This window comes from Mesorhizobium sp. WSM4809, assembly GCF_055811655.1.
Map to the genome: position 1 here is coordinate 682,901 of NZ_JBVVQW010000002.1, position 24,760 is coordinate 707,660.

General features: G+C 63.6%; 25 protein-coding genes. 20 read left to right on the top strand and 5 right to left on the bottom strand.

Features of this window, described 5'->3' with window-relative positions; all coding sequences use genetic code 11:
- Nucleotides 1-236 precede the first annotated feature (236 nt).
- From AC0L24_RS07740 to AC0L24_RS07755, 4 genes are all read left to right on the top strand, one after another.
- Complete coding sequence (locus AC0L24_RS07740) at nucleotides 237-1,229, top strand: ABC transporter substrate-binding protein (protein WP_127272465.1); 993 nt, start codon at nucleotides 237-239, stop codon at nucleotides 1,227-1,229.
- 155 nt (nucleotides 1,230-1,384) lie between these two features.
- Nucleotides 1,385-2,938, top strand: coding sequence for a sugar ABC transporter ATP-binding protein (locus tag AC0L24_RS07745; RefSeq protein WP_127328220.1), 1,554 nt, complete (start codon nucleotides 1,385-1,387; stop codon nucleotides 2,936-2,938).
- The gene (locus AC0L24_RS07750) at nucleotides 2,935-3,900 is read left to right on the top strand and encodes an ABC transporter permease (protein ID WP_023812479.1); all 966 of its coding nucleotides are present in this window, start codon (nucleotides 2,935-2,937) and stop codon (nucleotides 3,898-3,900) included. Before AC0L24_RS07745 ends, AC0L24_RS07750 begins: the two co-directional genes overlap by 4 nt.
- A gap of 66 nt (nucleotides 3,901-3,966) precedes the next feature.
- On the top strand, nucleotides 3,967-4,986 hold the full coding sequence (locus tag AC0L24_RS07755) for a zinc-binding alcohol dehydrogenase family protein (RefSeq protein WP_473563619.1): 1,020 nt from the start codon (nucleotides 3,967-3,969) through the stop codon (nucleotides 4,984-4,986).
- 251 nt (nucleotides 4,987-5,237) lie between these two features.
- Here AC0L24_RS07755 and phnF read toward each other — a convergent pair whose 3' ends face one another.
- Nucleotides 5,238-5,990 (bottom strand): phosphonate metabolism transcriptional regulator PhnF, encoded by a 753-nt coding sequence (phnF, locus tag AC0L24_RS07760; protein ID WP_473563620.1) that lies wholly within the window; start codon nucleotides 5,988-5,990, stop codon nucleotides 5,238-5,240.
- 131 nt (nucleotides 5,991-6,121) lie between these two features.
- On the opposite strand from phnF, the gene phnG reads away from it, so the two are divergent.
- The 3 genes from phnG to AC0L24_RS07775 are packed head-to-tail and all read left to right on the top strand — an operon-like array spanning nucleotide 6,122 to nucleotide 8,308.
- A complete protein-coding gene (phnG, locus tag AC0L24_RS07765; RefSeq protein ID WP_127398601.1) occupies nucleotides 6,122-6,583 on the top strand; it encodes a phosphonate C-P lyase system protein PhnG in 462 nt (153 codons plus the stop codon).
- A complete protein-coding gene (phnH, locus tag AC0L24_RS07770) occupies nucleotides 6,583-7,194 on the top strand; it encodes a phosphonate C-P lyase system protein PhnH (protein ID WP_127398599.1) in 612 nt (203 codons plus the stop codon). The genes phnG and phnH overlap by 1 nt, the downstream gene beginning before the upstream one ends.
- A 1-nt stretch (nucleotide 7,195) precedes the next feature.
- Nucleotides 7,196-8,308: a carbon-phosphorus lyase complex subunit gene (locus AC0L24_RS07775; protein ID WP_473563621.1), complete on the top strand. Its 1,113-nt coding sequence runs from the start codon at nucleotides 7,196-7,198 to the stop codon at nucleotides 8,306-8,308.
- 2 nt (nucleotides 8,309-8,310) lie between these two features.
- On the opposite strand, the gene AC0L24_RS07780 is transcribed toward AC0L24_RS07775, so the two are convergent.
- Entirely contained in the window at nucleotides 8,311-8,487 is a 177-nt protein-coding gene (locus AC0L24_RS07780) for a hypothetical protein (protein WP_189526676.1), read from the bottom strand.
- Between the two features lie 65 nt (nucleotides 8,488-8,552).
- On the opposite strand from AC0L24_RS07780, the gene AC0L24_RS07785 reads away from it, so the two are divergent.
- The 8 genes from AC0L24_RS07785 to phnE (AC0L24_RS07820) all read left to right on the top strand — a co-directional run bounded on the left by AC0L24_RS07785 (nucleotide 8,553) and on the right by phnE (AC0L24_RS07820) (nucleotide 16,367).
- Nucleotides 8,553-9,452, top strand: coding sequence for an alpha-D-ribose 1-methylphosphonate 5-phosphate C-P-lyase PhnJ (locus AC0L24_RS07785; RefSeq protein ID WP_127267989.1), 900 nt, complete (start codon nucleotides 8,553-8,555; stop codon nucleotides 9,450-9,452).
- Nucleotides 9,449-10,225 carry a phosphonate C-P lyase system protein PhnK gene (gene phnK / locus AC0L24_RS07790; RefSeq protein ID WP_473563622.1) on the top strand — a complete coding sequence of 259 codons (777 nt, stop codon included), beginning with the start codon at nucleotides 9,449-9,451 and terminating at the stop codon, nucleotides 10,223-10,225. Before AC0L24_RS07785 ends, phnK begins: the two co-directional genes overlap by 4 nt.
- Nucleotides 10,226-10,433: 208 nt before the next feature.
- Nucleotides 10,434-11,141 carry a phosphonate C-P lyase system protein PhnL gene (phnL, locus tag AC0L24_RS07795; protein WP_473563623.1) on the top strand — a complete coding sequence of 236 codons (708 nt, stop codon included), beginning with the start codon at nucleotides 10,434-10,436 and terminating at the stop codon, nucleotides 11,139-11,141.
- Nucleotides 11,138-11,755 carry a DapH/DapD/GlmU-related protein gene (locus AC0L24_RS07800; protein ID WP_473563624.1) on the top strand — a complete coding sequence of 206 codons (618 nt, stop codon included), beginning with the start codon at nucleotides 11,138-11,140 and terminating at the stop codon, nucleotides 11,753-11,755. Before phnL ends, AC0L24_RS07800 begins: the two co-directional genes overlap by 4 nt.
- 378 nt (nucleotides 11,756-12,133) lie before the next feature.
- Nucleotides 12,134-12,991: a phosphonate ABC transporter ATP-binding protein gene (phnC, locus tag AC0L24_RS07805; RefSeq protein ID WP_473563625.1), complete on the top strand. Its 858-nt coding sequence runs from the start codon at nucleotides 12,134-12,136 to the stop codon at nucleotides 12,989-12,991.
- Nucleotides 12,992-13,083: 92 nt separating this feature from the next.
- The gene (gene phnD, locus AC0L24_RS07810) at nucleotides 13,084-13,992 is read left to right on the top strand and encodes a phosphonate ABC transporter substrate-binding protein (protein WP_128289248.1); all 909 of its coding nucleotides are present in this window, start codon (nucleotides 13,084-13,086) and stop codon (nucleotides 13,990-13,992) included.
- A 57-nt stretch (nucleotides 13,993-14,049) separates the two neighbouring features.
- Entirely contained in the window at nucleotides 14,050-15,000 is a 951-nt protein-coding gene (gene phnE, locus AC0L24_RS07815; protein ID WP_473563626.1) for a phosphonate ABC transporter, permease protein PhnE, read from the top strand.
- Between the two features lie 2 nt (nucleotides 15,001-15,002).
- Nucleotides 15,003-16,367, top strand: a complete 1,365-nt coding sequence (gene phnE / locus AC0L24_RS07820) for a phosphonate ABC transporter, permease protein PhnE (RefSeq protein WP_127809265.1) — start codon at nucleotides 15,003-15,005, stop codon at nucleotides 16,365-16,367.
- Between the two features lie 269 nt (nucleotides 16,368-16,636).
- Here the strand turns inward: phnE (AC0L24_RS07820) and AC0L24_RS07825 are convergent, their stop codons facing one another.
- From AC0L24_RS07825 to AC0L24_RS07835, 3 genes are all read right to left on the bottom strand, one after another.
- Nucleotides 16,637-17,488 (bottom strand): sugar phosphate isomerase/epimerase family protein, encoded by an 852-nt coding sequence (locus tag AC0L24_RS07825; protein WP_127809264.1) that lies wholly within the window; start codon nucleotides 17,486-17,488, stop codon nucleotides 16,637-16,639.
- Between the two features lie 226 nt (nucleotides 17,489-17,714).
- Entirely contained in the window at nucleotides 17,715-18,902 is a 1,188-nt protein-coding gene (locus AC0L24_RS07830) for a Gfo/Idh/MocA family protein (RefSeq protein ID WP_292635689.1), read from the bottom strand.
- Nucleotides 18,903-19,052: 150 nt separating this feature from the next.
- A complete protein-coding gene (locus tag AC0L24_RS07835; RefSeq protein ID WP_127269536.1) occupies nucleotides 19,053-20,108 on the bottom strand; it encodes a sugar phosphate isomerase/epimerase family protein in 1,056 nt (351 codons plus the stop codon).
- 399 nt (nucleotides 20,109-20,507) lie between these two features.
- Between AC0L24_RS07835 and AC0L24_RS07840 the strand changes: the two genes are divergently transcribed.
- From AC0L24_RS07840 to AC0L24_RS07860, 5 genes are read left to right on the top strand one after another with little or no spacing between them, the layout of a single operon-like run.
- Nucleotides 20,508-21,395: a sugar phosphate isomerase/epimerase family protein gene (locus AC0L24_RS07840; protein WP_027037785.1), complete on the top strand. Its 888-nt coding sequence runs from the start codon at nucleotides 20,508-20,510 to the stop codon at nucleotides 21,393-21,395.
- 60 nt (nucleotides 21,396-21,455) lie between these two features.
- On the top strand, nucleotides 21,456-22,625 hold the full coding sequence (locus tag AC0L24_RS07845; protein ID WP_127318762.1) for a mandelate racemase/muconate lactonizing enzyme family protein: 1,170 nt from the start codon (nucleotides 21,456-21,458) through the stop codon (nucleotides 22,623-22,625).
- A 2-nt stretch (nucleotides 22,626-22,627) separates the two neighbouring features.
- The gene (locus AC0L24_RS07850; protein ID WP_013529506.1) at nucleotides 22,628-23,344 is read left to right on the top strand and encodes a FadR/GntR family transcriptional regulator; all 717 of its coding nucleotides are present in this window, start codon (nucleotides 22,628-22,630) and stop codon (nucleotides 23,342-23,344) included.
- Between the two features lie 5 nt (nucleotides 23,345-23,349).
- Nucleotides 23,350-24,330, top strand: coding sequence for a hydroxyacid dehydrogenase (locus tag AC0L24_RS07855; protein ID WP_127809263.1), 981 nt, complete (start codon nucleotides 23,350-23,352; stop codon nucleotides 24,328-24,330).
- 42 nt (nucleotides 24,331-24,372) lie between these two features.
- Entirely contained in the window at nucleotides 24,373-24,759 is a 387-nt protein-coding gene (locus tag AC0L24_RS07860) for a hypothetical protein (protein ID WP_127809262.1), read from the top strand.
- Nucleotide 24,760: the final 1 nt, after the last annotated feature.

Consider the following 24,760-nt stretch of genomic DNA (forward strand, 5'->3'; position numbering starts at 1 on the left):
ATATTCCATACGTTCCCGGAACGGAACGGAAGTGTGACGGCGCCAATGGGGAGCAGCGCGGTGGATTTGCCTCTGCCAGGCCTCGCAAGGACTGATCAAACAGCGCTTGCATCGATCTGTTCGATGCATTATCAAAACATGGCAATTGTTTTTTATTGATAAAGTTCTGTTTTGGACCACGCCTATCCGGACGGAGCTTCCGTATCGTTCACCGGGCGACTTAGGGAGGAAACCTCATGAAATTCGTGACCAGCATTCTCAACCGCCGCGCCGTCATGGCGCTGGCAGCAGCTTCGATGCTCGCCGGCGTCATGCATTCGGCGCCGGTTTCGGCGGCGGACGTCACCATTCCGATCATCGTCAAGGACACCACGTCCTTCTACTGGCAGATCGTTCTGGCCGGCGCCCGCAAGGCCGGCAAGGATCTCGGCGTCAACGTGCCGGAACTCGGTGCCCAGGCTGAAACCGACGTCAACGGCCAGGTCTCGATCCTCGAGAACGCCGTTGCCAGCAACCCGGCGGCCATCGTCATTGCGCCGACCGAGTTCAAGGCGCTTGGCAAGCCGATCGATGAAGCCGCTGCCAAGGTCAAGGTCATCGGCATCGACTCCGGCGCCGACTCCAAGGCCTTCACCTCGTTCCTGACCACCGACAACGTCCAGGGCGGCCGCGTCGCTGCCGACGGCCTCGCAGCCGCCATCGGCGCCGCCAACGGCGGCAAGATCGAGGGCGACGTCGCCCTGATCACCAACGCGCCGGGCGCCGGCTCGCTCGAACAGCGCAAGCAGGGCTTCACCGAACAGCTGGCCGCCAAATATCCGGGCCTCAAGCTGGTCGCCGATAAATATGCCGACGGCCAGGCCACCACCGGCCTCAACATCGCCACCGACCTGATCACCGCCAACCCGAACCTCAAGGGCATCTTCGCTTCCAACCTGATCATGGCGCAGGGCGTCGGTCAGGCTGTCGCGGAAAACAGCCTTGGCGGCAAGCTGGCGCTGGTCGGTTTCGACAGCGACGAGAAGCTGATCAAGTTCCTCAACGACGGCGTCATTTCCGCCCTCGTCGTCCAGGATCCGTACCGGATGGGCTATGACGGCATCAAGACCGCACTCGCCGCTTCCAAGGGCGAGAAGGTCGAAGCCAATGTCGACACCGGCGCCAATCTGGTGACCAAGGACAACATGAAAGACCCCAAGATCGACGCGCTGCTCAATCCGAAGCTCTGAGCCGTCGCATCCGCAATGGTCCCCGGGGCACATCGCCCCGGGGACAAGCTGCCGCGCAAACGACTTGGCAATCCATAAGCGTAGGCTAGGCTGTTTTCGAGACATATCCTTGTCTCGCCGCGTGCCAATCGTGAGGCCAATCTGGGAGGATTGTCATGACATCGACGGCGCAGGAACTGCATCCGGCCCCTGTGCTGGAACCGGGGCGGACCATCCTCGAATTGCGCGGGCTGGAGAAGCGCTATCCCGGCACCCACGCGCTGAAGCCGGTCGACCTCGCCTTCAAGTCCGGTGAGATCCACGCCATCGTCGGCGAGAACGGCGCCGGCAAATCCACGCTCATCAAGCTTCTGACCGGCGTCATGCCGCGCACCTCCGGAGAGATCGCCTGGGAGGGCCAGCCGGCCGCCCTGGCGACGCCGCACGAGGCGATGGCGCTCGGCATCAATGCCGTGCACCAGGAAGTCGTGCTGTGCCGTCACCTGACGGTCGCCGCCAACATGTTCCTCGGCGAGGAGAATTCACGCTTCGGCATCCTGCAGCAGCGCGCCATGGTCAGGCAGGCGCAGACGATCATCGACGACCTCGGCTTCGACCTGCCGGCGCATGTCACGCTTGGCGACCTGACCATCGGCCAGCAGCAGTTGATAGCCGCCGCCCGCGCCACCGTGCGCGGCACCAAATTCCTGATCTTCGACGAGCCGACCGCCTACCTCACCCGCAAGGAGGCCGACCAGCTTTTCACCCTGATCCGTCGGCTGAAGGGCGAAGGCGTGACGATCATCTACATCAGCCACCGCATGGAGGAAGTGTTCGAGCTCGCCGACCGCGTTTCCGTGCTGCGCGACGGCACGCTGGTCGGCACCCGCAACATCGCCGAGACCAACGATGCCGAACTGGTCAAGATGATGATCAACCGCTCGATCGAGCAGGTCTACCACAAGGAGCATTTCACGCCGGGCGCCGCCCTCATCGAGGCGAGGAACCTGTCCGGCAAGGGCTTCGAAAATGTCTCGATGACGGTCCGCGCCGGCGAGATCGTCGGACTCTATGGCCTGATCGGTGCCGGACGCAGCGAGTTCGTCACCACGCTTTACGGCCGCCACCGCAAATCCGCCGGCCAGATCCTCTGGGAAGGCAAGGAGGTGCAGGTCAATTCCGAGCATGACGCGATCAAGCTCGGCATGGCGCTGGCGCCGGAAAGCCGCCGCGACCAGGGCCTCTGCCTCAATCTGCCAGTCGGCTTCAACCTGAACCTGCCGATCTACAAGCGTATCTCGAACAATCTGCTGATTTCGAGCACGCAGGAGAAGACGCAAGCCGATCGCCAGATCGCCGATCTGCGCATCAAGACACCGACGCGCGGCGCGCTGGCATCCAGCCTGTCGGGCGGCAACCAGCAGAAGATCGTCATCGGCAAATGGCTGGCGCACGGCGCCAAGCTGTTCATCTTCGACGAACCGACGGTCGGCGTCGATGTCGGCACCAAGGCCGAGATCTACCGCCTGTTCAGCGCACTTTTGTCAAAGGGCGCCGGCATCATCCTGATCTCGTCCTATCTGCCGGAAGTCTATGAACTCGCCGACACGCTGCATGTGTTCCGGCGCGGCAAACTGGTGGCGACGCACGGTTTTCACGCCGCCAGCCACGAGGATATTCTCACTCAGGCGCTCGCCGAGAAACAAGAAAAGCTGGGAGGACAGATATGAGCACCGAGGCGATCGCCGTCGAAAAACCGAAGCGCAACTACAACGTCCTGTTTGGGCTGACGCTTTTGGCGCTGCTGGTTCTGCTCTGGATTCTTCTCTCCGTGGCGACGACGAGCTTCGCCTCCGCCAACAACATGGCCAATCTCTTGCGCCAGGGCTCGATGATCGCCATCATGGCGGTCGGCCAGACCTTCGTCATCATCACCGGCGGCATCGACCTGTCGGTCGGCGCCGTGGTCGGTTTCGCCACGGTGGTCGTGGCCATGATGATCAATGCCGGCTTCCCCATCTGGCTCGCCATTCTGGTGACGCTGCTGGTCGGCGTCGCCATCGGCATGTTCCACGGCTTCGGCATCGTCAAGATGGGCCTGCCACCCTTCATCATCACGCTGGCAACGCTGACCTCGCTGCGCGGCATCGGCCTTTTGATGACCAACGGCAATTCGATCAACATCAACAGCGACACCTTCACCGCCTTCTCGCGCAATTCCTTCATCGGCATCCCCAACCTGTTCTGGATGGTGATCCTGGTCGGCATTCCAGCCTATATCTTCCTGCACCACAGCCGCTGGGGCCGATACCTGTTTTCGGTCGGCTCCAACGCCGAGGCTTCGCGTCTGTCCGGCGTCAATGTCCAGCGCACCATCTACATGGCCTACACGCTGTCGGGCCTGTGCGCCGCCTTTGTCGGCGTGCTGCTGGCCGCCCGCATCGGCATCGGCAACCCGACGCAGGCCGAGGGCTGGGAGCTGCAGGCGATCGCGTCTTCCGTCATCGGCGGCACCTCGCTGTTCGGCGCGGTCGGCTCGGTGCATGGGCCGCTGCTCGGCGCCTTCATCCTGGCCACCATCAACAACGGCGCCAACCTGCTCAACGTCAACTCGTTCTGGCAGCGCATCATCACCGGCGCGCTGATCATCATCATCGTCTACTTCGACGGCCTGCGCCGCCGCGGCAAGTAGCGATCCCGCAATCAACCGCCGGCCCGCCACACCAACGGGCCGGCGATTTCATGACTGGATTAGCGCATGAAAGCCGTCCTCTGCCGTTCGCCCGGCGATCTTGTCCTTGAAGACCGGCCCGCACCAGAGGCACCGCCTCCCGGCTGGGCGCTGGTGGCGGTCAGCCATGTCGGCATCTGCGGCACCGACTACCACATTTTCGAGGGCAAGCACCCGTTCCTCGCCTATCCCCGCATCATGGGCCATGAGGTGTCGGGAACGATCGTCGAGACCGGCGACGGCGTCGATCTTGCCGTTGGTGAGCCCGTGGTGATCAACCCCTATCTTTCCTGCGGCAAGTGCATCGCCTGCCGGCACGGCAAGCCCAATTGCTGCGTCAGGATCGAGGTGCTGGGCGTGCATCGCGACGGCGCCATGTGCGAACGGATCCTGGTGCCGGCGCAAAATCTCTATCCGGCCAACGGCCTGTCGCTGGCCGACGCCGCCGCAGTCGAGTTCCTGGCCATCGGAGCGCATGCCGTGCGGCGCGCCCGCGCCGACCCCGGCGCCCGCACGCTGGTCATCGGCGCCGGCCCGATCGGGCTCGGCACCGCCATCTTCGCCCGCATCGCCGAACTCGACGTGACGCTGCTCGACATGAGCAGTGAAAGGCTCGCCTTCGCCGCAAATGAGCTTGGTTTCCAGACCCTCGACGGCTCGCGCGGCGCGGTGCCCGATCTGGTCAGGCAAGCGACATCAGGCGAAGGCTTCGATGTGGTCTTCGACGCCACCGGCAACACCCAGTCGGTGCAGTCGGCCTTTGCCCATGTCGCGCATGGCGGCACCTTGGTGCTGGTCTCTGTTGTCAAGGACGACATCAGCTTTTCCGATCCGGAATTCCACAAGCGCGAGATGACGCTGATCGGCAGCCGCAACGCCTTGCGCGCCGACTTCGATCACGTCGCCGCCTCGATCCGCAACGGCGCCGTTCCCCTGGCCAAGCTCGTTACACACCGCACCACACTCGCCGGCACGCCGCGCGATCTGGCTCGTTGGGCACATGAGAAATCGGGCCTGATCAAGGCTGTGATCGAGGTCGGATCATAACATGGCAGACGGCGAAGCCGGTCCGAATTGACGACGCCCGCGCAGGTCGACCCCCACTCCGTCTCGGCTTCGCCGAGCCACCTCTCCCCCGATCGACGGGGGAGAGGAATGGCGCGAGCTTAGCAAGGCGGGCTCCTTCCTCTCCCTCCGGAGGGGGGGAGAGGTGGCTCGGCGAAGCCGAGACGGAGTGGGGAAGGCGGTCCTCAAACGCCAAGTCGCTGAAAAATAAGCGCGACCGAGCTGTCCACTCCCTACAGCGCCGACAGCTTCAGCTCCACCCGTTCGGCCGGAAAGCGCGACTCGGAAAACTGGATCGGCTGGCCGTCCGGCGTGACGTTGACGGCAACCGTGACCAGCACGATGGCGCCCGGCTGCAGGTCGAGGTCGGCAAGGTCCGCCGCATCGGCATGGCGCGCCGACAGCACGGTCGATTGCCTGAGATAGTCGTCTATGCCGAACCGCGCCAGCGATGCGGTGATCGAGCCTGTTTCCGCCATCGCGGCATCGATGCCGGCAAAGCGCCGGGCCTCGAACCAGCCGGCAGCGCGCGACACCGGCCGTCCGTCGGCTTCGCCGCGCGTTTCCAGCCGCATCACATCGGCTCCCTTGGGAAGACCCAGTCCCTCGGCGACCCGCTGGCTGGCCGGCTCGACCGACGAGGCGAGCAGGACGATGTGCCGTTCCGTCGTCTGCCCTTGCAGCCCTGTCGAAAAGCGTGTGCGCGCCCCGATCGGATAGGACAGCCGCTTGCGCGGCAGCACGAAGGTGCCGCGCCCCTGCTCGGCCCGCAGCACGCCTTCCCTTACAAGGGCTGATATGGCGTTGCGCACCGTGTGACGGTTGACGCCATAGCGTTCTGCCAGCGCCACCTCCGGCGGCAGCGCTGCATTCTCCGTGAAATCGCCGATGGCGATCGCATACAGGATCTTGTCGGCGATCTGCCGCCACAGCGAAACGCCACTGCGCCGCTCGATGCCGTCCGCTGACAGCTGCCCGACCTTCATTGCCCCCCACCTTCCAGCGCCCAGTCTTCTATCGCTGTCATCCACCCGTCATGGACACGCGCTAGATAATAGGTATAATTTGTATAGTTGTCTATATCAATAGACAAATTTAGCCACGAGGACGATAGCTTATGCGAGGACAGGAAGCCCGCGACCAGGCCGAGCGCAAGGCCGCCATGGCAACCCTTGCGCAATCCAGCGGCGATGACATCGTACGGCTCTGGAATGAGGCCGGACTGCCTTCGGACGCCGAGTTGCTGCGCGGCCCCGAAACCGGCCTTGTCACCCTGCGCGGCCGCATCGGCGGCGGCGGCGCCGCTTTCAATGTCGGCGAGGCGACCGTTACCCGCGCCACCGTCCGGCTGCCCTCCGGTCAGGTCGGCCATTGCTATGCGCTTGGCCGCGACAAGCAGAAGGCGAAGCTGGCGGCCATCGCCGACGCGCTGTGGCAGGACCCTGCCCGCCGCAATGAGGTCGAGACCGGGCTGATAGCGCCCCTGCGGTCGGCTCTGACCGCAGCGCATGAAAAACGCCGCGCCGAGACGGCGGCAACGAAGGTGGATTTCTTCACCATGGTTCGCGGAGAAGACTGATGGACATTGCAGCGCAATCGATCGAGGGCGGCTTCGCCGATCCGGTCTTCAATGCCCAGACGGTGTTCCGAGCGGTCATGAACGCAATGGCGCGGCCAGGCAGCGTGCAGCCGCTGCCTGCCTTCGCCCGCCCGCCGGCGCCGCTCTCGGCGACCGCCGGCGCCATCGCACTGGCGCTGTGCGATAACGACACCCCGCTCTGGCTCGACCAGGCCCTGCAAGCTTCCACCGCCATCAGATCCTGGCTTGGTTTCCATACTGGTGCGCCCTTGGCCAACACACCGGCCGATGCGCATTTCGCCTTCATCGCGGCCCCGGCCGAGATGATGTCGCTTGATGGTTTTTCGCAGGGCACGCAGGACTATCCCGACCGTTCGACCACGTTGATCCTGCAAGTCGGCGATCTCGTCTCCGGCACGCCGCTGTTGCTCGAAGGTCCCGGCATCGAAACCAGCGCCACGATCGCGCCGGCACAGATGCCGCGCCATTTCGTCGAGCAGTGGAAACAGAACATCAAGCGCTTTCCGCGTGGCGTCGACATCATCCTCGTCACATCAGGCGGCATTGCCTGCCTGCCGCGCACGACGCGCATCAAGACGATGGAGGCGTAAGATGTATGTCGCGGTAAAAGGTGGCGAAGCCGCAATCGCCAACGCCCACAGCCTGCTTGCCGACCGCCGGCGCGGCGACCGTTCGGTGCCGGCGCTTCGCCTCGACCAGATCGTCGAGCAGCTGGCGCTCGGCGTCGACCGGGTGATGAGCGAAGGCTCGCTCTACGATCGGGAGCTGGCCGCCCTAGCCATCGTCCAGGCGCGCGGCGACATGATCGAGGCGATCTTCCTGGTGCGCGCCTATCGCACCACGCTGCCACGCTTCGGCTACTCCAAGCCCATCGACACCGCCACCATGCTGGTCGAGCGACGTGTGTCGGCGACCTACAAGGATCTGCCCGGCGGCCAATTGCTCGGGCCCACCTTCGACTACACGCACAGACTGCTCGATCCCGAGCTTGCCGCGGGGGCCGAGGTCGCCGAGCCCTTGCTGCGCGAGACGGAAGCGCAAGCCATGCCGCGCGTTTCGGCCATCCTCGCCCGCGAAGGCCTGATCGAGCCGGATGGCGAGATGCCGCAGGACCATGTCCCCGGCGACATCACCCGCGAGCCCCTGGAATTCCCGATGGCGCGCGACATCCGCCTGCAGGCGCTGTCACGCGGCGACGAAGGTTTCCTGCTGGCGCTCGGCTATTCCACCCAGCGCGGCTATGCCCGCAACCATCCCTTCGTCGGCGAGATCCGCATCGGCGAGGTCGAGCTCGAGCTTGATGTCCCTGAGCTGTCCTTTGCCGTGCCGCTCGGCACTGTCCGTGTCACCGAATGCCAGATGGTCAACCAGTTCAAAGGCTCAGCCAAGGCGCCGCCGCAGTTCACCCGCGGCTATGGCCTCGTCTTCGGCCAGAGCGAGCGCAAGGCGATGGCGATGGCGCTCTGCGACCGGGCGCTGCGCGCGAAGGAGCTCGGCGAGGATGTCGTCGCCGCGGCCCAGGACGAGGAGTTCGTCATCTCACACTCAGACAATGTCCAGGCGACCGGCTTCGTCGAGCATCTGAAGCTGCCGCACTATGTCGACTTCCAGGCCGAACTCGACCTCGTGCGCCGCATGCGCGCCGAGTACGACGCGCGTGAGAACCCTGCAAAGATAGAAGAAAAGCGAGAGGCAGCAGAGTGATGCTAGTGGCCGCCGCCATCAACCGAGCCGCCGCCGTAACCGCCACTGGCGCCGGCTACAGTCTCGCCCTGCGCGCCATCTTTCGGCGCAGGAAGAACCATGCGCCGAAGGACAAACGCGACCACGCCGACGAACGCCAGCAGCAGAATTCCGATATGCAGCCAAGCGGTCTGGGTCATCCGATTTCGCCCCTGTTTCCGCGCCCTGGATGCCAATTCAATAGCACAATGCGGATGTGATCGCCATGACTGACATCGCCACCTACAACTTCGCCTATCTCGACGAGCAGACCAAAAGGATGATCCGCCGGGCGATCCTCAAGGGCATCGCCATCCCCGGCTACCAGGTGCCGTTCGCTTCGCGCGAAATGCCGATGCCCTATGGCTGGGGCACCGGCGGCGTCCAGGTCACCGCTTCGATCATCGGCCCGGACGATGTGCTGAAGGTCATCGACCAGGGCGCCGACGACACCACCAACGCGGTGTCGATCCGTGCCTTCTTCAAGAAGGTCGCCAACGTCGCGGTGACGACCGACACTGCCAGCGCCACCATCATCCAGACCCGTCACCGCATTCCCGAGCATCCGCTGACGGCGGGCCAGGTGCTGGTCTACCAGGTGCCGATCCCCGAACCCCTGCGCTTCCTCGAGCCGCGCGAGACCGAAACGCGGAAAATGCATGCGCTGGAAGAATACGGCCTCATGCATGTGAAACTTTACGAGGACATCGCCAAACACGGCCGCATCGCCACCACCTATGCCTATCCGGTCAAGGTCGAGGGCCGCTATGTGATGGATCCGTCGCCGACGCCGAAATTCGACAATCCCAAGATGCACCGCTCGCCGGCGCTGCAGCTGTTCGGCGCCGGGCGCGAAAAGCGCATCTATGCGGTGCCGCCCTTCACCGAAGTGGTCAGCCTCGACTTCGAGGATCATCCGTTCGAGGTGCAGACCTTCGACCAGCCCTGCGCGCTGTGCGCGGCCGAGAATGTCTATCTCGACGAGGTCATCCTCGACGACCATGGAGGCCACATGTTCGTCTGCTCCGACACGGATCATTGCGAGAAGCGGCGGGCGGACGGCCATCACGGCCACCTTGCTTCAGAAAACCATCTTGCCTCGGAAAAAATGGAGCCGGCGCAATGACCGACGCACCGCTGCTGCGCGTCTCGGCGCTCTCCAAATTCTACGGCTCGCGCGTCGGCTGCGACAACGTCTCCTTCGACCTGTGGCCGGGCGAAGTCCTGGCTGTGGTCGGCGAGTCCGGCTCCGGCAAGACGACATTGCTCAACTGCCTGTCGACGCGGCTGCTGCCCTCCTCCGGCAGCGCCAGCTACCGCATGCGCGACGGCCAGTTCCGCGAGCTCTACCGCATGAGTGAGGCCGAGCGCCGCTTCCTGATGCGCACCGACTGGGGGTTTGTCCACCAGAACCCGGCCGACGGCCTGCGCATGACGGTGTCGGCCGGCGCAAATGTCGGCGAGCGGCTGATGGCGGTCGGCGACCGCCACTACGGCAAGATCCGCGCCACCGCCGTCGACTGGCTATCGCGCGTCGAGATCGACGAGGACCGCATCGACGACGAGCCCCGCGCCTTTTCCGGCGGCATGCGCCAGCGCCTGCAGATTGCCCGCAACCTCGTCACCGGCCCGCGTCTGGTGTTCATGGACGAGCCAACCGGCGGCCTCGACGTCTCGGTCCAGGCGCGCCTGCTTGACCTGCTGCGCGGTCTGGTCACCGATCTTGGTCTGGCGGCCATCGTCGTCACCCATGACCTTGCCGTGGCGCGGCTTTTGTCGCAGCGCATGATGGTGATGAAGGACGGCCGCGTCGTCGAAAGCGGTCTCACCGACCGCGTGCTCGACGACCCGCGCGCGCCTTACACGCAATTGCTTGTTTCCTCGATTCTGCAGGTTTGACGATGGCGCCAAGACACCCCCCTCTGGCCTGCCGGCCATCTCCCCCTCAAGGGGGGAGATTGGATGTCGTCCTCGGCTTCGCCACTCCCCACCGTCGGAAAAAAGCAGCGACAGTGCCGCTGCCAATCTCCCCCCTTGAGGGGGAGATGCCTGGCAAGGCAGAGGGGGGTACTGGCCCGCAAACGGATGCCAATTGGAGGGCCTTCTAATGGCAACCCCGCTTGTTGTCTCCGACGTCGCCAAGAGCTTCACCATGCATCTGCGCGACGGCATCAAACTGCCTGTTGTCGCCGGTGTCTCGTTCTCGATCAGGGCCGGCGAATGCACCGTGCTCGGCGGCCCGTCCGGTGCCGGCAAGAGCTCGATCCTGAAGATGCTCTACGGCAACTACGCCGTCGACGAAGGCCAGATCATCGTCACGCATGATGACGGGCTGATCGACCTGGCCACCGCCAGCCCTCGCACCGTGCTTGCGGTGCGCCGGCAAACGATCGGCTATGTCAGCCAGTTCCTGCGCACCGTGCCGCGCGTTTCGGCGCTCGATGTCGTCGCCGAACCGCTGGTCGAGCGCGGCGAGGATCGCGAGATTGCCCGCGGCAAGGCGCGCGCCTTGCTGGCACAGCTCAACCTGCCGGAGAAACTCTGGGCTTTGCCGCCTGCGACCTTTTCCGGCGGCGAGCAGCAGCGCGTTAACATCGCGCGCGGCTTCATCACCGAGCATCCGATCCTGCTGCTCGACGAACCGACCGCTTCGCTCGACGCCAGGAACCGCGATGTCGTGATCGAACTCATCGCCGCCAAGAAGGCGGCTGATGTCGCCCTGCTCGGCATCTTCCACGACCACGACGTGCGCGAGGCGGTTGCCGACCGCACCATCGACGTCACCGCTTTCGCGTCCGGAAAAATCGCCGCATGAGCAGGAAATTGTCCGAGACGCCGCTGATCCACCCGACGGCGGACGTACAGAATTCGACGCTCGGCCGCTGGACCGAGATCGCCGACCGCAGCCGGGTCTCGGAAAGCGAACTTGGCGACTATTCCTACATGATGCAGGACTGCTCCGTCTGGTGCGCGACGATCGGCAAGTTCGCCAACATCGCGGCCAGCGTTCGCATCAACGCCACCAACCACCCGACCTGGCGGCCGACGCTGCATCACTTCACCTATCGCGCCTCGGACTACTGGGACGATGCCGAGCACGAGACAGAATTCTTCGCCCAACGCCGCGCCAAACGTGTCACCATCGGCCACGACACCTGGCTCGGCCATGGCTCGACCATCCTGCCTGGCGTCACCGTCGGCGATGGCGCGGCGGTCGGCGCGGGTGCGGTGGTCTCGAAAGATGTCGCGCCCTATACCATTGTCGGCGGCGTGCCGGCAAAGCCGATCCGCGAACGCTTCGATCGCCGCACGGCCGAACGCTACCAGGCGCTCGCCTGGTGGGACTGGGACCATGCAAGGCTGCGCGCCGCGTTGGATGATTTCCGGGAGCTTGAGGCCGAGACGTTCCTAGAGAAATATGGCGGATAGCGACGTCCAGGAATGGGCGGTCACTGACGCGGGGCAGCGGGGCATTATCACAAACCGCCCCGGCCCCTACTATCCGCATGACATGCCTCTCGACACCAGCATCGACACTATGACTGCCTTTGTCTGGAACGCTTGAAGGGGCGGCCTCGCCGTTGCCAAGCGACGGACGAGTATGTGCGCATCAAGTGGTGCCGTCTTGCCACCGGCACCAGCTTGCCGGGCCCGCGTTCCACATCACCTTCGACTGCTAGTCCTGGGCCGACCCTAGACTCCGGCCTGTGGAGCGTAACAAAACTGACATCACCGCGACACGGCAGGTTCATGTGGCTGCGTTAGGCGAGAGCCTGACGATCAATGGTCCGGACTGGAACCTGCCCCATGCCAGCAACCTCTGCCACGCTCGAAATCCGCGGTGTCAGCCGACGATTTGGCAAGAACACTGCCGTCAGCGACATCAACATCGCGATCCCGCAGGGTCAGATGGTTGGCGTCATCGGCCGTTCGGGCGCCGGCAAATCGACCCTCCTTCGCATGATCAACCGTCTCATCGATCCCAGCCAGGGGTCGATTTTTTTTGACGGCGCCGAGGTCTCGCAACTGCGCGGCTCGCCGCTGCGGCGCTGGCAGCGCGACTGCGCCATGATCTTCCAGCAGTTCAACCTGGTGCCGCGCCTCGACGTGCTGACCAATGTGCTGCTCGGCAAGCTGAACCACCGTTCGACCATGTCCAACCTTCTCGGTATGTTTTCCCGCGCCGAGTGCGCTGAAGCCGTCGCCGCGCTCGAGCGGCTCGATATCGCCCGCACCGCGCTGCAGCCCGCCGGCACCTTGTCGGGCGGCCAGCAGCAGCGCGTCGCCATTGCCCGCGCCATGATGCAACAGCCCAAGGTGATCCTCGCCGACGAGCCGATCGCCTCGCTCGACCCGCTCAACGCCAAGGTGGTGATGGATTCGCTGCAGGACATCAATTTGCGTGAGGGCATCACCGTCGTCACCAATCTGCACACGCTGGATACCGCTCGCACCTACTGCAACCGCATCATCGGCATGGCCGCCGGCAAGGTCGTCTTCGACGGCCCGCCGGAAGAACTCAACCGCGAGGCCGTGCGTCTCGTCTATGGCGCCGACAGCAATGGCCAGGAAATCTCCGAGGCCATCACCTCGACCAGCGTTGCCTTCAGCCGAAAGATCGCCGCATCCGCCGGACCGCTCGAGCCCGCATTCCCAGGGTATTGAGAGCGGTTGGGATCGCCAGCCCACGTCAAGGGCACCTGTCAAAATCGATAACGCTGCCGGCGCGGGGCCGGAACCTACAGGAGAGATAACAGATGTTCAGGAAGATGGTTTTTGGCGCCGTTTCGGTGCTCGCCATGGCGACCAGCATGGCCCATTCCGCCGACATGAAGGAATTTCGCGTCGGCATTCTCGGCGGTGAAAACGAAACCGACCGCCTGCGCAACTACCAGTGCCTCGCCGATCATCTGAAGGCCGAATTCGGCTTCGAAAAGGTCTCGCTGTTCCCCGCCGCCGACTATGACGGCGTCATCCAGGGTCTGCTCGGCGGCACGCTCGACTTCGCCGAACTCGGCGCTTCCGGCTATGCCAGCGTCGTTCTCAAGGACCCTAAGGCGGTCACCCCGATCCTCACCACCCAGCAGACCGACGGCGCCACCGGCTATTATTCGATCGGCCTGGCACTGAAGTCCTCCGGCATCACCGACATCAAGTCGGCCAAAGGCAAGAAACTCGGCTATGCCGATCCGGATTCGACCTCCGGCTATCTGATCCCGCTGACCCAGATTCCGAAGGACACCGGCGCTTCGAACGAGACGTTCTTCGCCTCGACCCAGTTCAACGGTGGCCATGAGAACAACATCCTCGCCGTGCGCGACGGCAAGGTCGACGTGGCGGTAGACGATTCCTCGGGCGTCGGCGACTTCAAGAACGGCTTCACCTCCGGCTCCTTCCACAAGGTAGTCGCCAAGGGCGCCGTCGACCCCAACGACTTGGTCGAAGTCTGGCGCTCGGGTCTGATCCCGAACGGCCCGCTGGTCGTGCGCACCGCGCTCGGCGACGAGATGACCGCCAAGCTGGCCGCCTTCTTCACCGCCTTGCCGACCAAGGACAAGGCTTGCTTCGAAGGCGTCGAAGGCGGCGACTTTACCGGCTACGTCCCGGTGAAGGCGGACTTCTACAACGTCATCGTTGAAGCCCGTAAGGCAGCCATCGGCGGCTAACGGCGAAATCGGAAAGGGCGGTGCGTTCAAAGTACCGCCCTTTTTGCATCTCCGATCATGACCATTTCAGTGACAGCCCCCACCCACCAGATGGCCGATGCCTGGCGAAGCCAGACGTCTCTGCGCCGGCTCTATACAGCACTCGGCATTGGCTTGCTGCTTGTTGCGATGTTTTCCAGCATGTGGTTTGCCGACGAAGCCAATGCCGGGCACTTCTTTGACCGCCTGCCGCACATTCTGGATTTCCTGAGCTGGCTGGTTCCCAAGGACTGGAACGACGTCTGGCGCGCGCTGTTCGACATCGCCTCGCCGCACGACACCGGTACCCAGGAATTCAACTTTCCGCTCGGCCGGGTCTATATCTGGGGCGGGCTCTACATCCCCGAATATTTCGAGCTGATGCTGACCACGGTGAATGTGGCGCTGGTCTCGACCTTTATCGGCTTTGTCTTCGCCGTGCCCTTCTCGTTCATCGCGGCGCGCAATCTGACGCCGCACCCGGTGCTGCGGCTCATCGTCAAGCGCCTCATGGAATTGCTGCGCGCCTTTCCCGAAATCGTCATTGCCGGCCTCTTCGCCGCAATCGTCTCGACCGGTCCCATCGCGGCCATCCTCGCCATCGGCCTGCATTCGATCGGCGCACTCGGCAAGCTGTTCTACGAGATCAACGAGAACATCGACATGCGCGCCGAGGAAGGCTTGACGGCGGTCGGCGCCAACTGGTTCGAGCGGGTGCGCTTCGCCGACCTGCCGCAGGTGCTGCCCAATTTCATGTCTTACACGCTGCTGCGGATCGAGATCAATGTTCGGGCATCGACGATCATCGGCGCCGTCGGCGGCGGCGGCATCGGCGAGGAGCTGAAGCTCTCCATCTCGCGCGGCTTCGGCGCCAAGACGCTGGCGCTGGTGCTGCTGCTGTTCACGACCATCTTCATCATCGACCAGTTCTCCGCCTGGCTGCGCCGCAAATTGGTCGGCGAACAGGCCTTTTTGATGAGCGCCACCTGACCATGGCCATGACCGTCGATGAAATCAAAGCGATCGAGGAACGCTACCCGCACGTGTTCCGGCGTCCGGCCTACAAGCGCTTCGGCCCGTTGCTCCTGTTCGTCGGCACGCTCCTCTATCTCGTCTATGCCTTATGGTTCTTCAGCCTGCCGCAGGTTTTGCGCGAATCGCATTGGGAACGGCTGCCGCTCTTCCTGACGCAATGGGTCAGCTACGATCTGCAACCGGAATTCCGGCTCGACCAGCCGGAGATTACGCCCAGATATCCGCGTTTTTCGGCGCTGGGCGAGAATCCCAATCCGGATTGGGTAATCAAGAATGCCGACGGCTCCTTCACCGTGCGGATCGATGGCCAGGCAAAGTCCGTCACGTTCGACAAGACCTATGCGACCATTGTTGCTCATGGACAAACAGTGCCGGTGGCGTTGACCAGCGGCAAGCCGGTAGTCTCGGGCCCTGTGCCGGACTGGGTGACCGTGCATGACGATGAAATCGTCGCCAAGATGGGCTTTGTCGGCGAGGTGCGCGTCACCGTAGACCGGGTAAAAGTCCGCAAACGCTTCCTCGGCTGGGCAAATTTCGTGTTCGACACACGCTCACCCTTCTTCGGCAAGTCCGCTGGCGAAGTCATCTCGCTGATCGTGTCCGGGCCCGAACTCAAGCCGGGCACCTCGAACCTCGCGCTGGCCGGCAACAACATCTGGAACAACGCCCAATGGCAGCACGGCGACGTCTGGACGAAGCTGCTACAGACCATTGTCATGGCTTTTCTGGGCACGCTGCTCGGTGGCATCGTCGCCTTTCCGCTTGCCTTCTTCGCCGCCCGCAACATCACGCCCAGCGGGTTGCTCAGCCAGATCCTGAAGCGCTTCTTTGATTTCATGCGCTCAGTCGACATGTTGATCTGGGCGCTGTTCTTCACCCGCGCTTTCGGCCCCGGCCCACTGGCAGGCAGTGCCGCCATCTTCTTCACCGAGATCGGCACCCTCGGCAAAGTCTATTCGGAAAGCCTCGAGAACATCGACGACAAGCCACGCGAGGGCATCAAGTCGACCGGCGCCAATGGCTTGCTGGTGCAGCGCTATGGCGTGATGCCGGAAGTCATCCCCATCTTCATCAGCCAGACGCTCTACCAGTGGGAATCCAACACCCGCGGCGCCACCATCATCGGCGCCGTCGGCGCCGGCGGCATTGGCCTCAAGCTCTGGGAAGCGATGCGCACCAATTCCAACTGGGCCAACGTCTTCTACATGGTGCTGCTGATCCTGTTCGTCGTCTTCATCTTCGACAACATCTCCAACTTCCTGCGCCGCCGGCTGAGCCGGACAATCCACGACTACAACAGGATCCAGGCCGAGCAGGGGTAGGCTTGTGATGCAGAAGCGCAAGTCGTCTCGTCCGGCGCCCAAGGATCGCCCCCCACTCCGTCGAGCTACGCTCGACACCTCTCCCCCGATCGACGGGGTAGAGGAAAGGCGCCAGGCTGTCCGAGCCGACGCCTGTCTTTCTAGACCAGCCACCAAGCTCCCTTTCCTCTCCCTCCGGAGGGGGGAGAGGTGGCTCGGCGAAGCCGAGACGGAGCGGGGGAACCACCTGGCAACCGCCGCGAACGCAAATAGAAAATGGGTCAGGGCGCCTAAGCCGCCTTCTTCCACCCGCTCTTGATATGCCTATACCCCTCCCGATAGACCGCTTCCGGCGTCTCGGAAAAATCGCGCCACACCTTCGTTGCCGCCGCCAAGTCCTTCAGCGAGCGGCCGAACGCCTCGATCGTCAGCCAGTCGTCATAGCCGCTCTTGCGGATGGCTGAGAATGTTTCTGTCCAGGGAATGTTGCCGCGCCCCGGCACGCCGCGATCATTCTCCGAAATATGGATATGCACGACATTCCTGCGATGTTTCGTGTAGGCGCCGATCGGGTCGGCCTCCTCGATATTGGCGTGGAAAGTATCGTACATCGCCTTGATGTGCGGCCGGTCGATGGCGTCGATATGCTCCGACAGATCCGCCATCGTGTTGAGGAGATAGCATTCGAAGCGGTTGAGCGCCTCGAGGCCGATGGTGACGCCCTTGTTGCCGGCATGGTCGCCGATCGCGCGTTGCGAGGCGACGGAGCGCTTTTTCTCGGCAGAGGTCGGTCCGGAGCCGGAAAACGACCCGAGCGTCGAATGCAGCGGGCCGCTCAGCGTGCTGGCGCCAAGTGCCTGCGCGCAGTCGATCGCCCATTTCATGTAGTCGACCCCGGCCTTGCGCGTCGCCGCGTCGGCCGAGATCAAATTCATCGCCGGATCGCCCATGGCCGAAACAGAGGTTCGCTCCAGTCCGATGCGGTCGAGCAGATCGCCGAGTTTTTTGTAGTCGTCCGGCGCGCCGGCGAAGATCGGTATCTCGACGCCATCGAAGCCGGTCGCCTTGATGTCGCGCAACAGCGGCTCGTGTTTCTTCGACACCGCCGTCGTCCACAAGAACATGCACATGCCGATTTTCATCGACGCCCCTCCCCATTTGATGCTGCGTGCGGGCTGTTCCCGTCAGCTTCGCGCAAAGTCCCCTCATCCGGCCGCTTCGCGGTCACCTTCTCCCCGAGGGGAGAAGAGACGAGCACGGGCCTCGGCTTCCTCCTCTCCCCTCGGGGAGAGGTCGGATTGCCCCGAATTGCCCTTCGCAATTCGGCTGGCAATCCGGGTGAGGGGGCCTTCGTTACCCGCCGTGCGACTACAGCTTCGTCCACGCCCCATTCTTCTTCGACGATTTCACGCAGGCCTCGATGAAGGCCATGCCCTCGACGCCGTCCTGGATGGTCGGGAAGACGACGTCCTTGGGCGGCTTGCCGCCCTTGCGGCGTGCCGCGCGGATGGCGCGTGCGGCCTCCTGGTAGATGTTGGCGAAACCTTCGAGATAGCCCTCGGGATGACCCGACGGCACGCGGCTGACACGGCCCGCCACCGGCAGCGCGCCGGCGCCGTTGCGGGTGATCAATTGCTTCGGCTGGCCGAACGGCGTGTACCAGAGATAGTTCGGGTCGGCCTGCACCCATTCCAGCCCGCCCTTGGAGCCGTAGATGCGCAGCTTCAGCCCGTTCTCGTGGCCGGGCGCCACCTGGCTTGCCCAGATCATGCCCTTGGCCGGATGCGTCTTGCCGATAGGTTTGAAGCGCAGCATGACGTTGACGTTGTCATCGAGTAGCCGGCCCGGCACGAAGGCGTCGAGATCGGCCGACAGGGAGTCCAGTTCCAGCCCTGAGACGAAGCGGGCGAGGTTGTAGGCATGCGTGCCGATATCGCCCAGCGCACCGCCGGCGCCTGCCTGCTTGGGGTCGGAGCGCCACGCCGCCTGCTTCTGGCCTGTCGCGGCCAAATCCTCGGTCAGCCAGTCCTGCGGATATTCGGACTGCACGATGCGGATGTCGCCGAGCACGCCCTTGGCGACCATTTCGCGTGCTTGCCGGATCATCGGATAGGCGGTGTAGTTGTGCGTCAGCACGAACACCTTGCCGGTCTTCTCGACTATCGCCGCAAGCTTTTTCGCCTCGGCCAGCGTCGTCGCCAGCGGCTTGTCGCAGATGACGTGGATGCCGGCCTCGAGGAAAGCTTTTGCCGCCGGCACATGGACATTGTTGGGCGTGACGATGGCCACCGCCTCGATGCCGTCGGGGCGCTTCGCCTCGGCCTTGGCCATCTCGGCATAGGATGCATAGCTGCGTGCGGGGTCGAGCCCCAGTTCGGCGGCCGAGGCCTTGGCACGGGCCGGGTCGGCTGACAAAGCACCGGCAACCAGCACGAAATCATTGTCCAGCCGCGCCGCGATCCGGTGCACCGCGCCGATGAAGGCGCCTTGCCCGCCGCCGACCATGCCATAGCGGATCGGGCCGCCTCCCGTTTCCGACTTCGATGCTTCGACCATATCTTGCTCCTCGCTGTTGCTCACCTCCCCCTTGAGGGGAGGTCGATCCGCGCAGCGGATCGGGTGGGGTCGTTGAGGCAGAGCTCGGCATGAACCGACCGCTCCCGGCCCTTCGGGCCACCCTCCCCTCGAGGGGGAGGGGAAACCGCGCTAGATGCCCATCATGGCGCGCAGCATCTTCTTGTCGGTAGTGCCGGCGGCGAAGTCGTCGAATGCCTTTTCGGTCACCCGGATGATGTGGTGCTCGATGAAAGGCGCGCCTTCGGCCGCGCCATCCTCCGGATGCTTCAGGCAGCATTCCCACTCCAGCACCGCCCAGGAATCATAATTGTACTGCGTCAGCTTGGAGAAGATGCCGCCGAAATCCACCTGTCCATCGCCCAGCGAACGGAAGCGCCCGGCGCGGTTGGTCCAGCTCTGGTAGCCGGAATAGACGCCTTGCCGGCCGGTCGGGTTGAACTCGGCGTCCTTGACGTGAAACGCCTTGATGCGCTCGTGATAGATGTCGATGAATTCTAGATAGTCGAGCTGCTGCAGCAGGAAGTGCGACGGATCGTAGTTGATATTGCAGCGCTTGTGGCCGCCGACCGCGTCGAGGAACATCTCGAAAGTGGCGCCGTCGAACACGTCCTCAGAGGGGTGAATTTCATAGCCGACATCGACGCCGTTGTCCTCGTAGACGTCGAGGATCGGCTTCCAGCGTTTGCCGAGCTCGCCAAACGCTTCCTCAATGAGTCCAGCCGGTCGCTGCGGGAACGGATAGAGGTAAGGGAAAGCCAGCGAGCCGGTAAACGACACTGAAGCATTCAGGCCCAGATTGCGCGATGCTTTAGCGCCGAACTTCATCTGCTCGACAGCCCACTCCTGCCGGGCTGCGGGATTGTTGTGCACCGACGGCGGCGCAAAGCCATCCATCTGCGCGTCATAGGCTGGATGAACCGCGACCAACTGCCCCTGCAGATGCGTCGACAGTTCGGTGATCTCGACGCCGGCGTCAGCGCAGATGCCCTTCACCTCATCGCAATAGGCCTTGGAAGAAGCCGCCTTCTTGAGGTCGAACAGCCGCGCGTCCCAGGTCGGGATCTGCACGCCCCTGTAGCCGAGACCGGCCGCCCATTTGGTGATCGACGCCAGTGAGTTGAACGGCGCGGCGTCGCCCGCGAACTGCGCCAGAAACAGCCCAGGGCCCTTCATTGTCGTCGGCATCGCATCCTCCCTCATTTCTCTCTCGACCGAGCATAGCGCCGATTGGAAGCAGGGCCAGCCACTTTGGTCTTTTCTCAACGGGTGCTTGCACGCACCGCCATTCTGGTATTACCAAATGTGGAAATTTGGTCAAGCCGCGCAATGCGCCATCAAGACCCCAAAATCAACTGTTGCAGGCCTATATATCTCAATATAATCAAGGAAATAATCCATTGAGAGAGTTGCACCCCAGCGCTTCTTGCCGATCTGGAGAATTTGCTGTAGACCTCGCTTCAGGCCCAATTGGTCGAACCAGTTTGCGAAAAAAGGCTGGGAACGCCTTGGGGAGGAACCTTTGTGTCGCCTTTTGGCGATGCATGTCGCAGGCGAACCATAGAGACGATTTGGGAAGGACAGACCATGCATCTTTCGACGCACAACTGGATGCGCGCGGAACCCTTGGAGACGACGCTCAAGCGCATCAAGAAATTCGGCTATGAGTCGATCGAGATTTCCGGCGAGCCCGAGCAGTACAAGACCAAGGAGACCCGGGCGCTGCTGAAGGAGCATGGTATTCGCTGCTGGGGCGCGGTGACCCTGATGCTGGGCGAGCGCAATCTTGCCGCCAGGAACCAGGGCCAGCGCGAGCGTTCCGTTCAGTATGTCAAGGACGTGCTGACCATGGTCAGCGAACTCGATGGCGAGATCATCACGCTGGTTCCGGCCACCGTCGGCAAGGTCGTGCCTGACGGGACCGAGGAAGAGGAATGGAAGTGGGTCGTCGACGCCACCCGTGAATGCTTCACCCACGCCAAGAAGGTCGGCGTCAAGATCGCTGTCGAACCCCTCAACCGCTTCGAGACCTATCTGTTCAATCGCGGCGCCCAGGCACTGGCGCTGGCTGACGCGGTCAGCCCCGAATGCGGCGTGTGCCTAGACGCTTACCACATCCACATGGAAGAATTTAACGTCCATGACGCGATCCGGCAGGTCGGAAAGCGCCTGTTCGACTTCCACGTCGCCGACAACAACCGGTTTGCCGCCGGCCTCGGCCAGATCGATTGGCCGAAGATCGTCGCCACCTTGCGCGAGATCGGCTACGACGGCGCGCTGACCAATGAGTTCGTCGCGCCCGTCGACCGGACGCCGGCAGCCCCCTATCCCGACATGGTCGAGCGCAATCCGGTCGACATCTCGCCCGAGCAGCTGAAGTTCATCCAGGACCACGGCTCCAGCGTGCTCACCGAGAAATTCTACACCGACCAGATGCGCATCAACGCCGAAACGTTATTGCCGCTGATCAAGTAGCCGACTGCCTCTGGGAAATTCGCCCTTCCGCCCTGACCGGCGGCGGGGCTGGGGAAGAATATGCGTATCAAGTCCGTCCAAGCCTGGTGGATCCGCGTTCCGATCGAAGCCGCTCGGCAGCACCGCAGCGACTTCGGTCAGGTGACGACCTTCGACGCCGCCATTCTGCGCATCGAAACCGATGACGGGCTGGTCGGCTGGGGCGAAGGCAAGAACGCCGCCGGCAGTGCCGGCAGCTACGGTGCACTCGTCCACATGCTGAACCATGAGGTCGGGCCTCAGCTGGTCGGCCGCGATCCGGCGGACATCGGCGTCATATGGGAGATGCTCTACAATGGCGTGCGCCACGACAGCGCCGCGCGTGGCGGCCACGCCATGCCGCAACTGGCGCGGCGCGGCATGAGCATCGCCGCCATCAGCGCCGTCGACATCGCGCTGTGGGACATTCTTGGCAAATCGCTTGGCGTTCCGGTCTGGCGGCTGCTGGGCGGCCGCAAGCTCGATCGCATGCCGGCTTACGCGTCCGGCGGCTGGGCGGCTGCCGACGCCATCGGCGAGCAGTTGAAATCCTACATCGCCAAGGGCGGTTTCAAGGCACTGAAGATGCGGGTGGGCGCCATGGATGGCGCGGCGCACATTTCGGCCGGCCGCGTGCGGGCCGCACGGCAGGCGCTCGGCCCCGATGTCGAACTGATGGTCGACGCGCACGGCACCTACACGGTGGCCGAGGCCAAGCGCTTCATCCATCTCGTCAACGATCTGGACCTCGCCTGGTTCGAGGAGCCTATCATCGCCGACGACAAGCCCGGCATGGCTGAAGTGCGGGCGTCAGGTGCCGTCCCGATCGCCACCGGCGAAAGCGAGGCGACACGCTATGCCTTCCGCGATCTCGCGGTGCTGAAAGCCGCCGACATTTTCCAGCCGGATCCCGCCTTCTGCGGCGGTATCAGCGAGGCGATGAAGATCGGCACCATCGCCAGCGCCTTCAATCTGCGCTTTGCACCGCATTTGTGGGCCGGCGCGCCCTGTTTTTTCGCAGGCTTGCATGTCTGCGCCGCCTCGCCGTCGAGTTTCACCGTCGAATATTCGCTCGGCGCCAACCCGATGATCCATGATCTGGTCGAAGAGACTGTCGAAGCCAGGGACGGCATGATAGCGATCCCGGAAAAACCGGGTCTGGGATTCACCATTTCGGAGCGGTTCCTGGAGGCGCACGCGCAACGCGGTTGACGATGAAAGAAAAGAACCTCCTCGCGGAACTCGCTGCCTACCTGTTCTCCCATTCGGACAAGGAGAGCGGCCGAACGCCTTCGGAACGCGAACTGGCGGAGCATTTCGCCGTCAGCCGCGGCCAGATCCGCGAGGCGCTGGCCATCCTGGAGGCCATGCGCATCGTCGAGCGCCGGGCCAAGTCCGGCATTTACATCGACACCAAGCAGGCCAGCGTGGAGGCCATGGCGCTTTTTGCGCGCGCGGGCCTGCCGCTCGACCCGATCCAGATCTACGAAACGGTCGAACTGCGCAAAATCCACGAGATCAAGGCGGCCGAACTTGCCTGTTCGCGCGCCACAGAGGAGAATTTCGAGCGGCTGCGCGAGATACTGAAAGCTTCGGAAGAGCGCATTGCCGCCGGCGAAGGGCTTGCCAGGGAAGACCGTGAATTCCACCTCGAGATCGTGCGCGCCACCAAGAACAGCGTCTTCCACAATGTCTGCAGCGTCTACTACATGATGGGCGAGCAGCGCCTGCCGATCTATTTCAACGACCCCGAGCGCAACGTGCGCTCGCATGCCGAGCATATCCAGATCTATGAGGCGCTGCTGCGCCGCGATGGCAATCTCGCCCAGGCGCTGATGAGCGCCCATTTGCAAGGGGCTGAGAGCTACTGGAAAGGCCTGATCGAGGGCCATGGCGAGGAACCTCAAAGCCCGGCGCTCGAAAAAGCTTGACCGACATGGCCCGTATCCTCACGACCCACGCCCTGCACCCGCGCGCCTCGGCCATGCTGGCCGGCGCCGGAGAACTCGTCGTCGCCTCCGCCATCGATCCGGCCACGCTGGCTGCCGAGGCGAAGGATGCTGATATCGTCATCGTGCGCGCGCCGCTGCCACCACAGCTTTTCGACGGCGCAAAGCTGCTGCGGGCGGCAATCCGTCATGGCGCCGGGCTCGACATGATCCCGATGGAAGCAGCGGCGGCGGCCGGCGTGCTGGTGGCGAATGTGCCGGCGGTCAATGCCCGCTCGGTTGCCGAGCACGTCATGTTCGCGGCGCTCGCCTTGCTGCGCAACTTCCGTGTCGTTGACCGCGACCTGCGCACCAAAGGCTGGCTCGCCGGCCGCGAGCACGCCAATTCCAGCAGCGAGCTTGCCGGCAAGACGATCGGCATCGTCGGCCTCGGCGCCGTCGGCCAGGCGGTTGGCCATATCGCCGCGCACGGCTTCGACCTGAAGGTGGTGGCAACGACGCGCAGCATGCAGCCGGCGCCTGACAAGGTCGGTTTCCTGTCGATCGACGCTCTCGTCGAGCAGAGCGACATCATCGTTCTGTGCTGCCCGCTGACGCCGGAAACGCGCGGCCTGATCAACCGTGAGCGGATCGCCCGCATGAAGCCGCATGCGCTGCTGATCAACGTGTCGCGCGGACCGGTCATCGATGACGATGCGCTGATCGAGGCGTTGCAGAAACGCCGTATCGGCGGTGCCGCGCTCGATGTTTTTGCGACACAGCCGCTGCCGTCGAACCATCCCTATTTCGGCTTCGACAATGTCATCATCACGCCGCACATGGCCGGGATCACCGAGGAATCGATGATGCGCATGGGCGTCGGCGCGGCGGGTGAAGCCTTGTTGGTGCTGGCCAACAAGCTGCCGGTCAATCTGCGCAATCCGGAAGTGGTCGATCACTATCGGCGGCGGTTTCCGGCGAGCCCGTAACACATCGCGGTTTCGCCCCAATTCTCCGCGACGTTGAGAGCCATGTCCGATCCACGGCTCGCATTCCTGGTAGTCGTCGTCTGTTCGCTCTGCGCCATGCCGTCATTCGCGGCCGAAAGCAGTTATGTCTATTGCGACAACGGACTGCGCTGCTTCAAGGCGCCCTGCCCGTCGAACAGCGTGCTCGACCTTGCCACCGGGGCGATCATCAAGGGCGTCTCGATCGATCCAAGCGGATTGCCGCAGGCCGACAAGGCGATAACCGATCTTTCCGACGCGCTTTATGCCGGCAAGATCGTCGTCAGGGGTTCGATCGAGCACCGCACCCAGACCATCACCGGCGAGAAGTACAATCTGCCCTGGCTGGTCGCGACCCGTATCGTGCGGACCGCCAAGGACAGCGAACGCAAGCACTGTTCGTCGCACTGAT

Excerpts from the sequence above, each read along its gene's own strand:
- AC0L24_RS07800 (WP_473563624.1), top strand. The coding sequence starts at position 11,138 with ATGAGCAGGAAATTGTCCGAGACGCCGCTGATCCACCCGACGGCGGAC.
- AC0L24_RS07845 (WP_127318762.1), top strand. The coding sequence starts at position 21,456 with ATGCGTATCAAGTCCGTCCAAGCCTGGTGGATCCGCGTTCCGATCGAA.
- phnH (WP_127398599.1), top strand. The coding sequence starts at position 6,583 with ATGGACATTGCAGCGCAATCGATCGAGGGCGGCTTCGCCGATCCGGTC.
- AC0L24_RS07745 (WP_127328220.1), top strand. The coding sequence starts at position 1,385 with ATGACATCGACGGCGCAGGAACTGCATCCGGCCCCTGTGCTGGAACCG.
- AC0L24_RS07780 (WP_189526676.1), bottom strand. The coding sequence starts at position 8,487 with ATGACCCAGACCGCTTGGCTGCATATCGGAATTCTGCTGCTGGCGTTC.
- AC0L24_RS07835 (WP_127269536.1), bottom strand. The coding sequence starts at position 20,108 with ATGCCGACGACAATGAAGGGCCCTGGGCTGTTTCTGGCGCAGTTCGCG.
- phnE (WP_473563626.1), top strand. The coding sequence starts at position 14,050 with ATGACCATTTCAGTGACAGCCCCCACCCACCAGATGGCCGATGCCTGG.
- phnE (WP_127809265.1), top strand. The coding sequence starts at position 15,003 with ATGGCCATGACCGTCGATGAAATCAAAGCGATCGAGGAACGCTACCCG.
- phnL (WP_473563623.1), top strand. The coding sequence starts at position 10,434 with ATGGCAACCCCGCTTGTTGTCTCCGACGTCGCCAAGAGCTTCACCATG.
- phnG (WP_127398601.1), top strand. The coding sequence starts at position 6,122 with ATGCGAGGACAGGAAGCCCGCGACCAGGCCGAGCGCAAGGCCGCCATG.
- AC0L24_RS07740 (WP_127272465.1), top strand. The coding sequence starts at position 237 with ATGAAATTCGTGACCAGCATTCTCAACCGCCGCGCCGTCATGGCGCTG.
- phnK (WP_473563622.1), top strand. The coding sequence starts at position 9,449 with ATGACCGACGCACCGCTGCTGCGCGTCTCGGCGCTCTCCAAATTCTAC.
- phnD (WP_128289248.1), top strand. The coding sequence starts at position 13,084 with ATGTTCAGGAAGATGGTTTTTGGCGCCGTTTCGGTGCTCGCCATGGCG.
- AC0L24_RS07850 (WP_013529506.1), top strand. The coding sequence starts at position 22,628 with ATGAAAGAAAAGAACCTCCTCGCGGAACTCGCTGCCTACCTGTTCTCC.
- AC0L24_RS07775 (WP_473563621.1), top strand. The coding sequence starts at position 7,196 with ATGTATGTCGCGGTAAAAGGTGGCGAAGCCGCAATCGCCAACGCCCAC.
- phnC (WP_473563625.1), top strand. The coding sequence starts at position 12,134 with ATGCCAGCAACCTCTGCCACGCTCGAAATCCGCGGTGTCAGCCGACGA.
- AC0L24_RS07840 (WP_027037785.1), top strand. The coding sequence starts at position 20,508 with ATGCATCTTTCGACGCACAACTGGATGCGCGCGGAACCCTTGGAGACG.
- AC0L24_RS07750 (WP_023812479.1), top strand. The coding sequence starts at position 2,935 with ATGAGCACCGAGGCGATCGCCGTCGAAAAACCGAAGCGCAACTACAAC.
- AC0L24_RS07830 (WP_292635689.1), bottom strand. The coding sequence starts at position 18,902 with ATGGTCGAAGCATCGAAGTCGGAAACGGGAGGCGGCCCGATCCGCTAT.
- AC0L24_RS07860 (WP_127809262.1), top strand. The coding sequence starts at position 24,373 with ATGTCCGATCCACGGCTCGCATTCCTGGTAGTCGTCGTCTGTTCGCTC.
- AC0L24_RS07855 (WP_127809263.1), top strand. The coding sequence starts at position 23,350 with ATGGCCCGTATCCTCACGACCCACGCCCTGCACCCGCGCGCCTCGGCC.
- AC0L24_RS07825 (WP_127809264.1), bottom strand. The coding sequence starts at position 17,488 with ATGAAAATCGGCATGTGCATGTTCTTGTGGACGACGGCGGTGTCGAAG.
- phnF (WP_473563620.1), bottom strand. The coding sequence starts at position 5,990 with ATGAAGGTCGGGCAGCTGTCAGCGGACGGCATCGAGCGGCGCAGTGGC.
- AC0L24_RS07755 (WP_473563619.1), top strand. The coding sequence starts at position 3,967 with ATGAAAGCCGTCCTCTGCCGTTCGCCCGGCGATCTTGTCCTTGAAGAC.
- AC0L24_RS07785 (WP_127267989.1), top strand. The coding sequence starts at position 8,553 with ATGACTGACATCGCCACCTACAACTTCGCCTATCTCGACGAGCAGACC.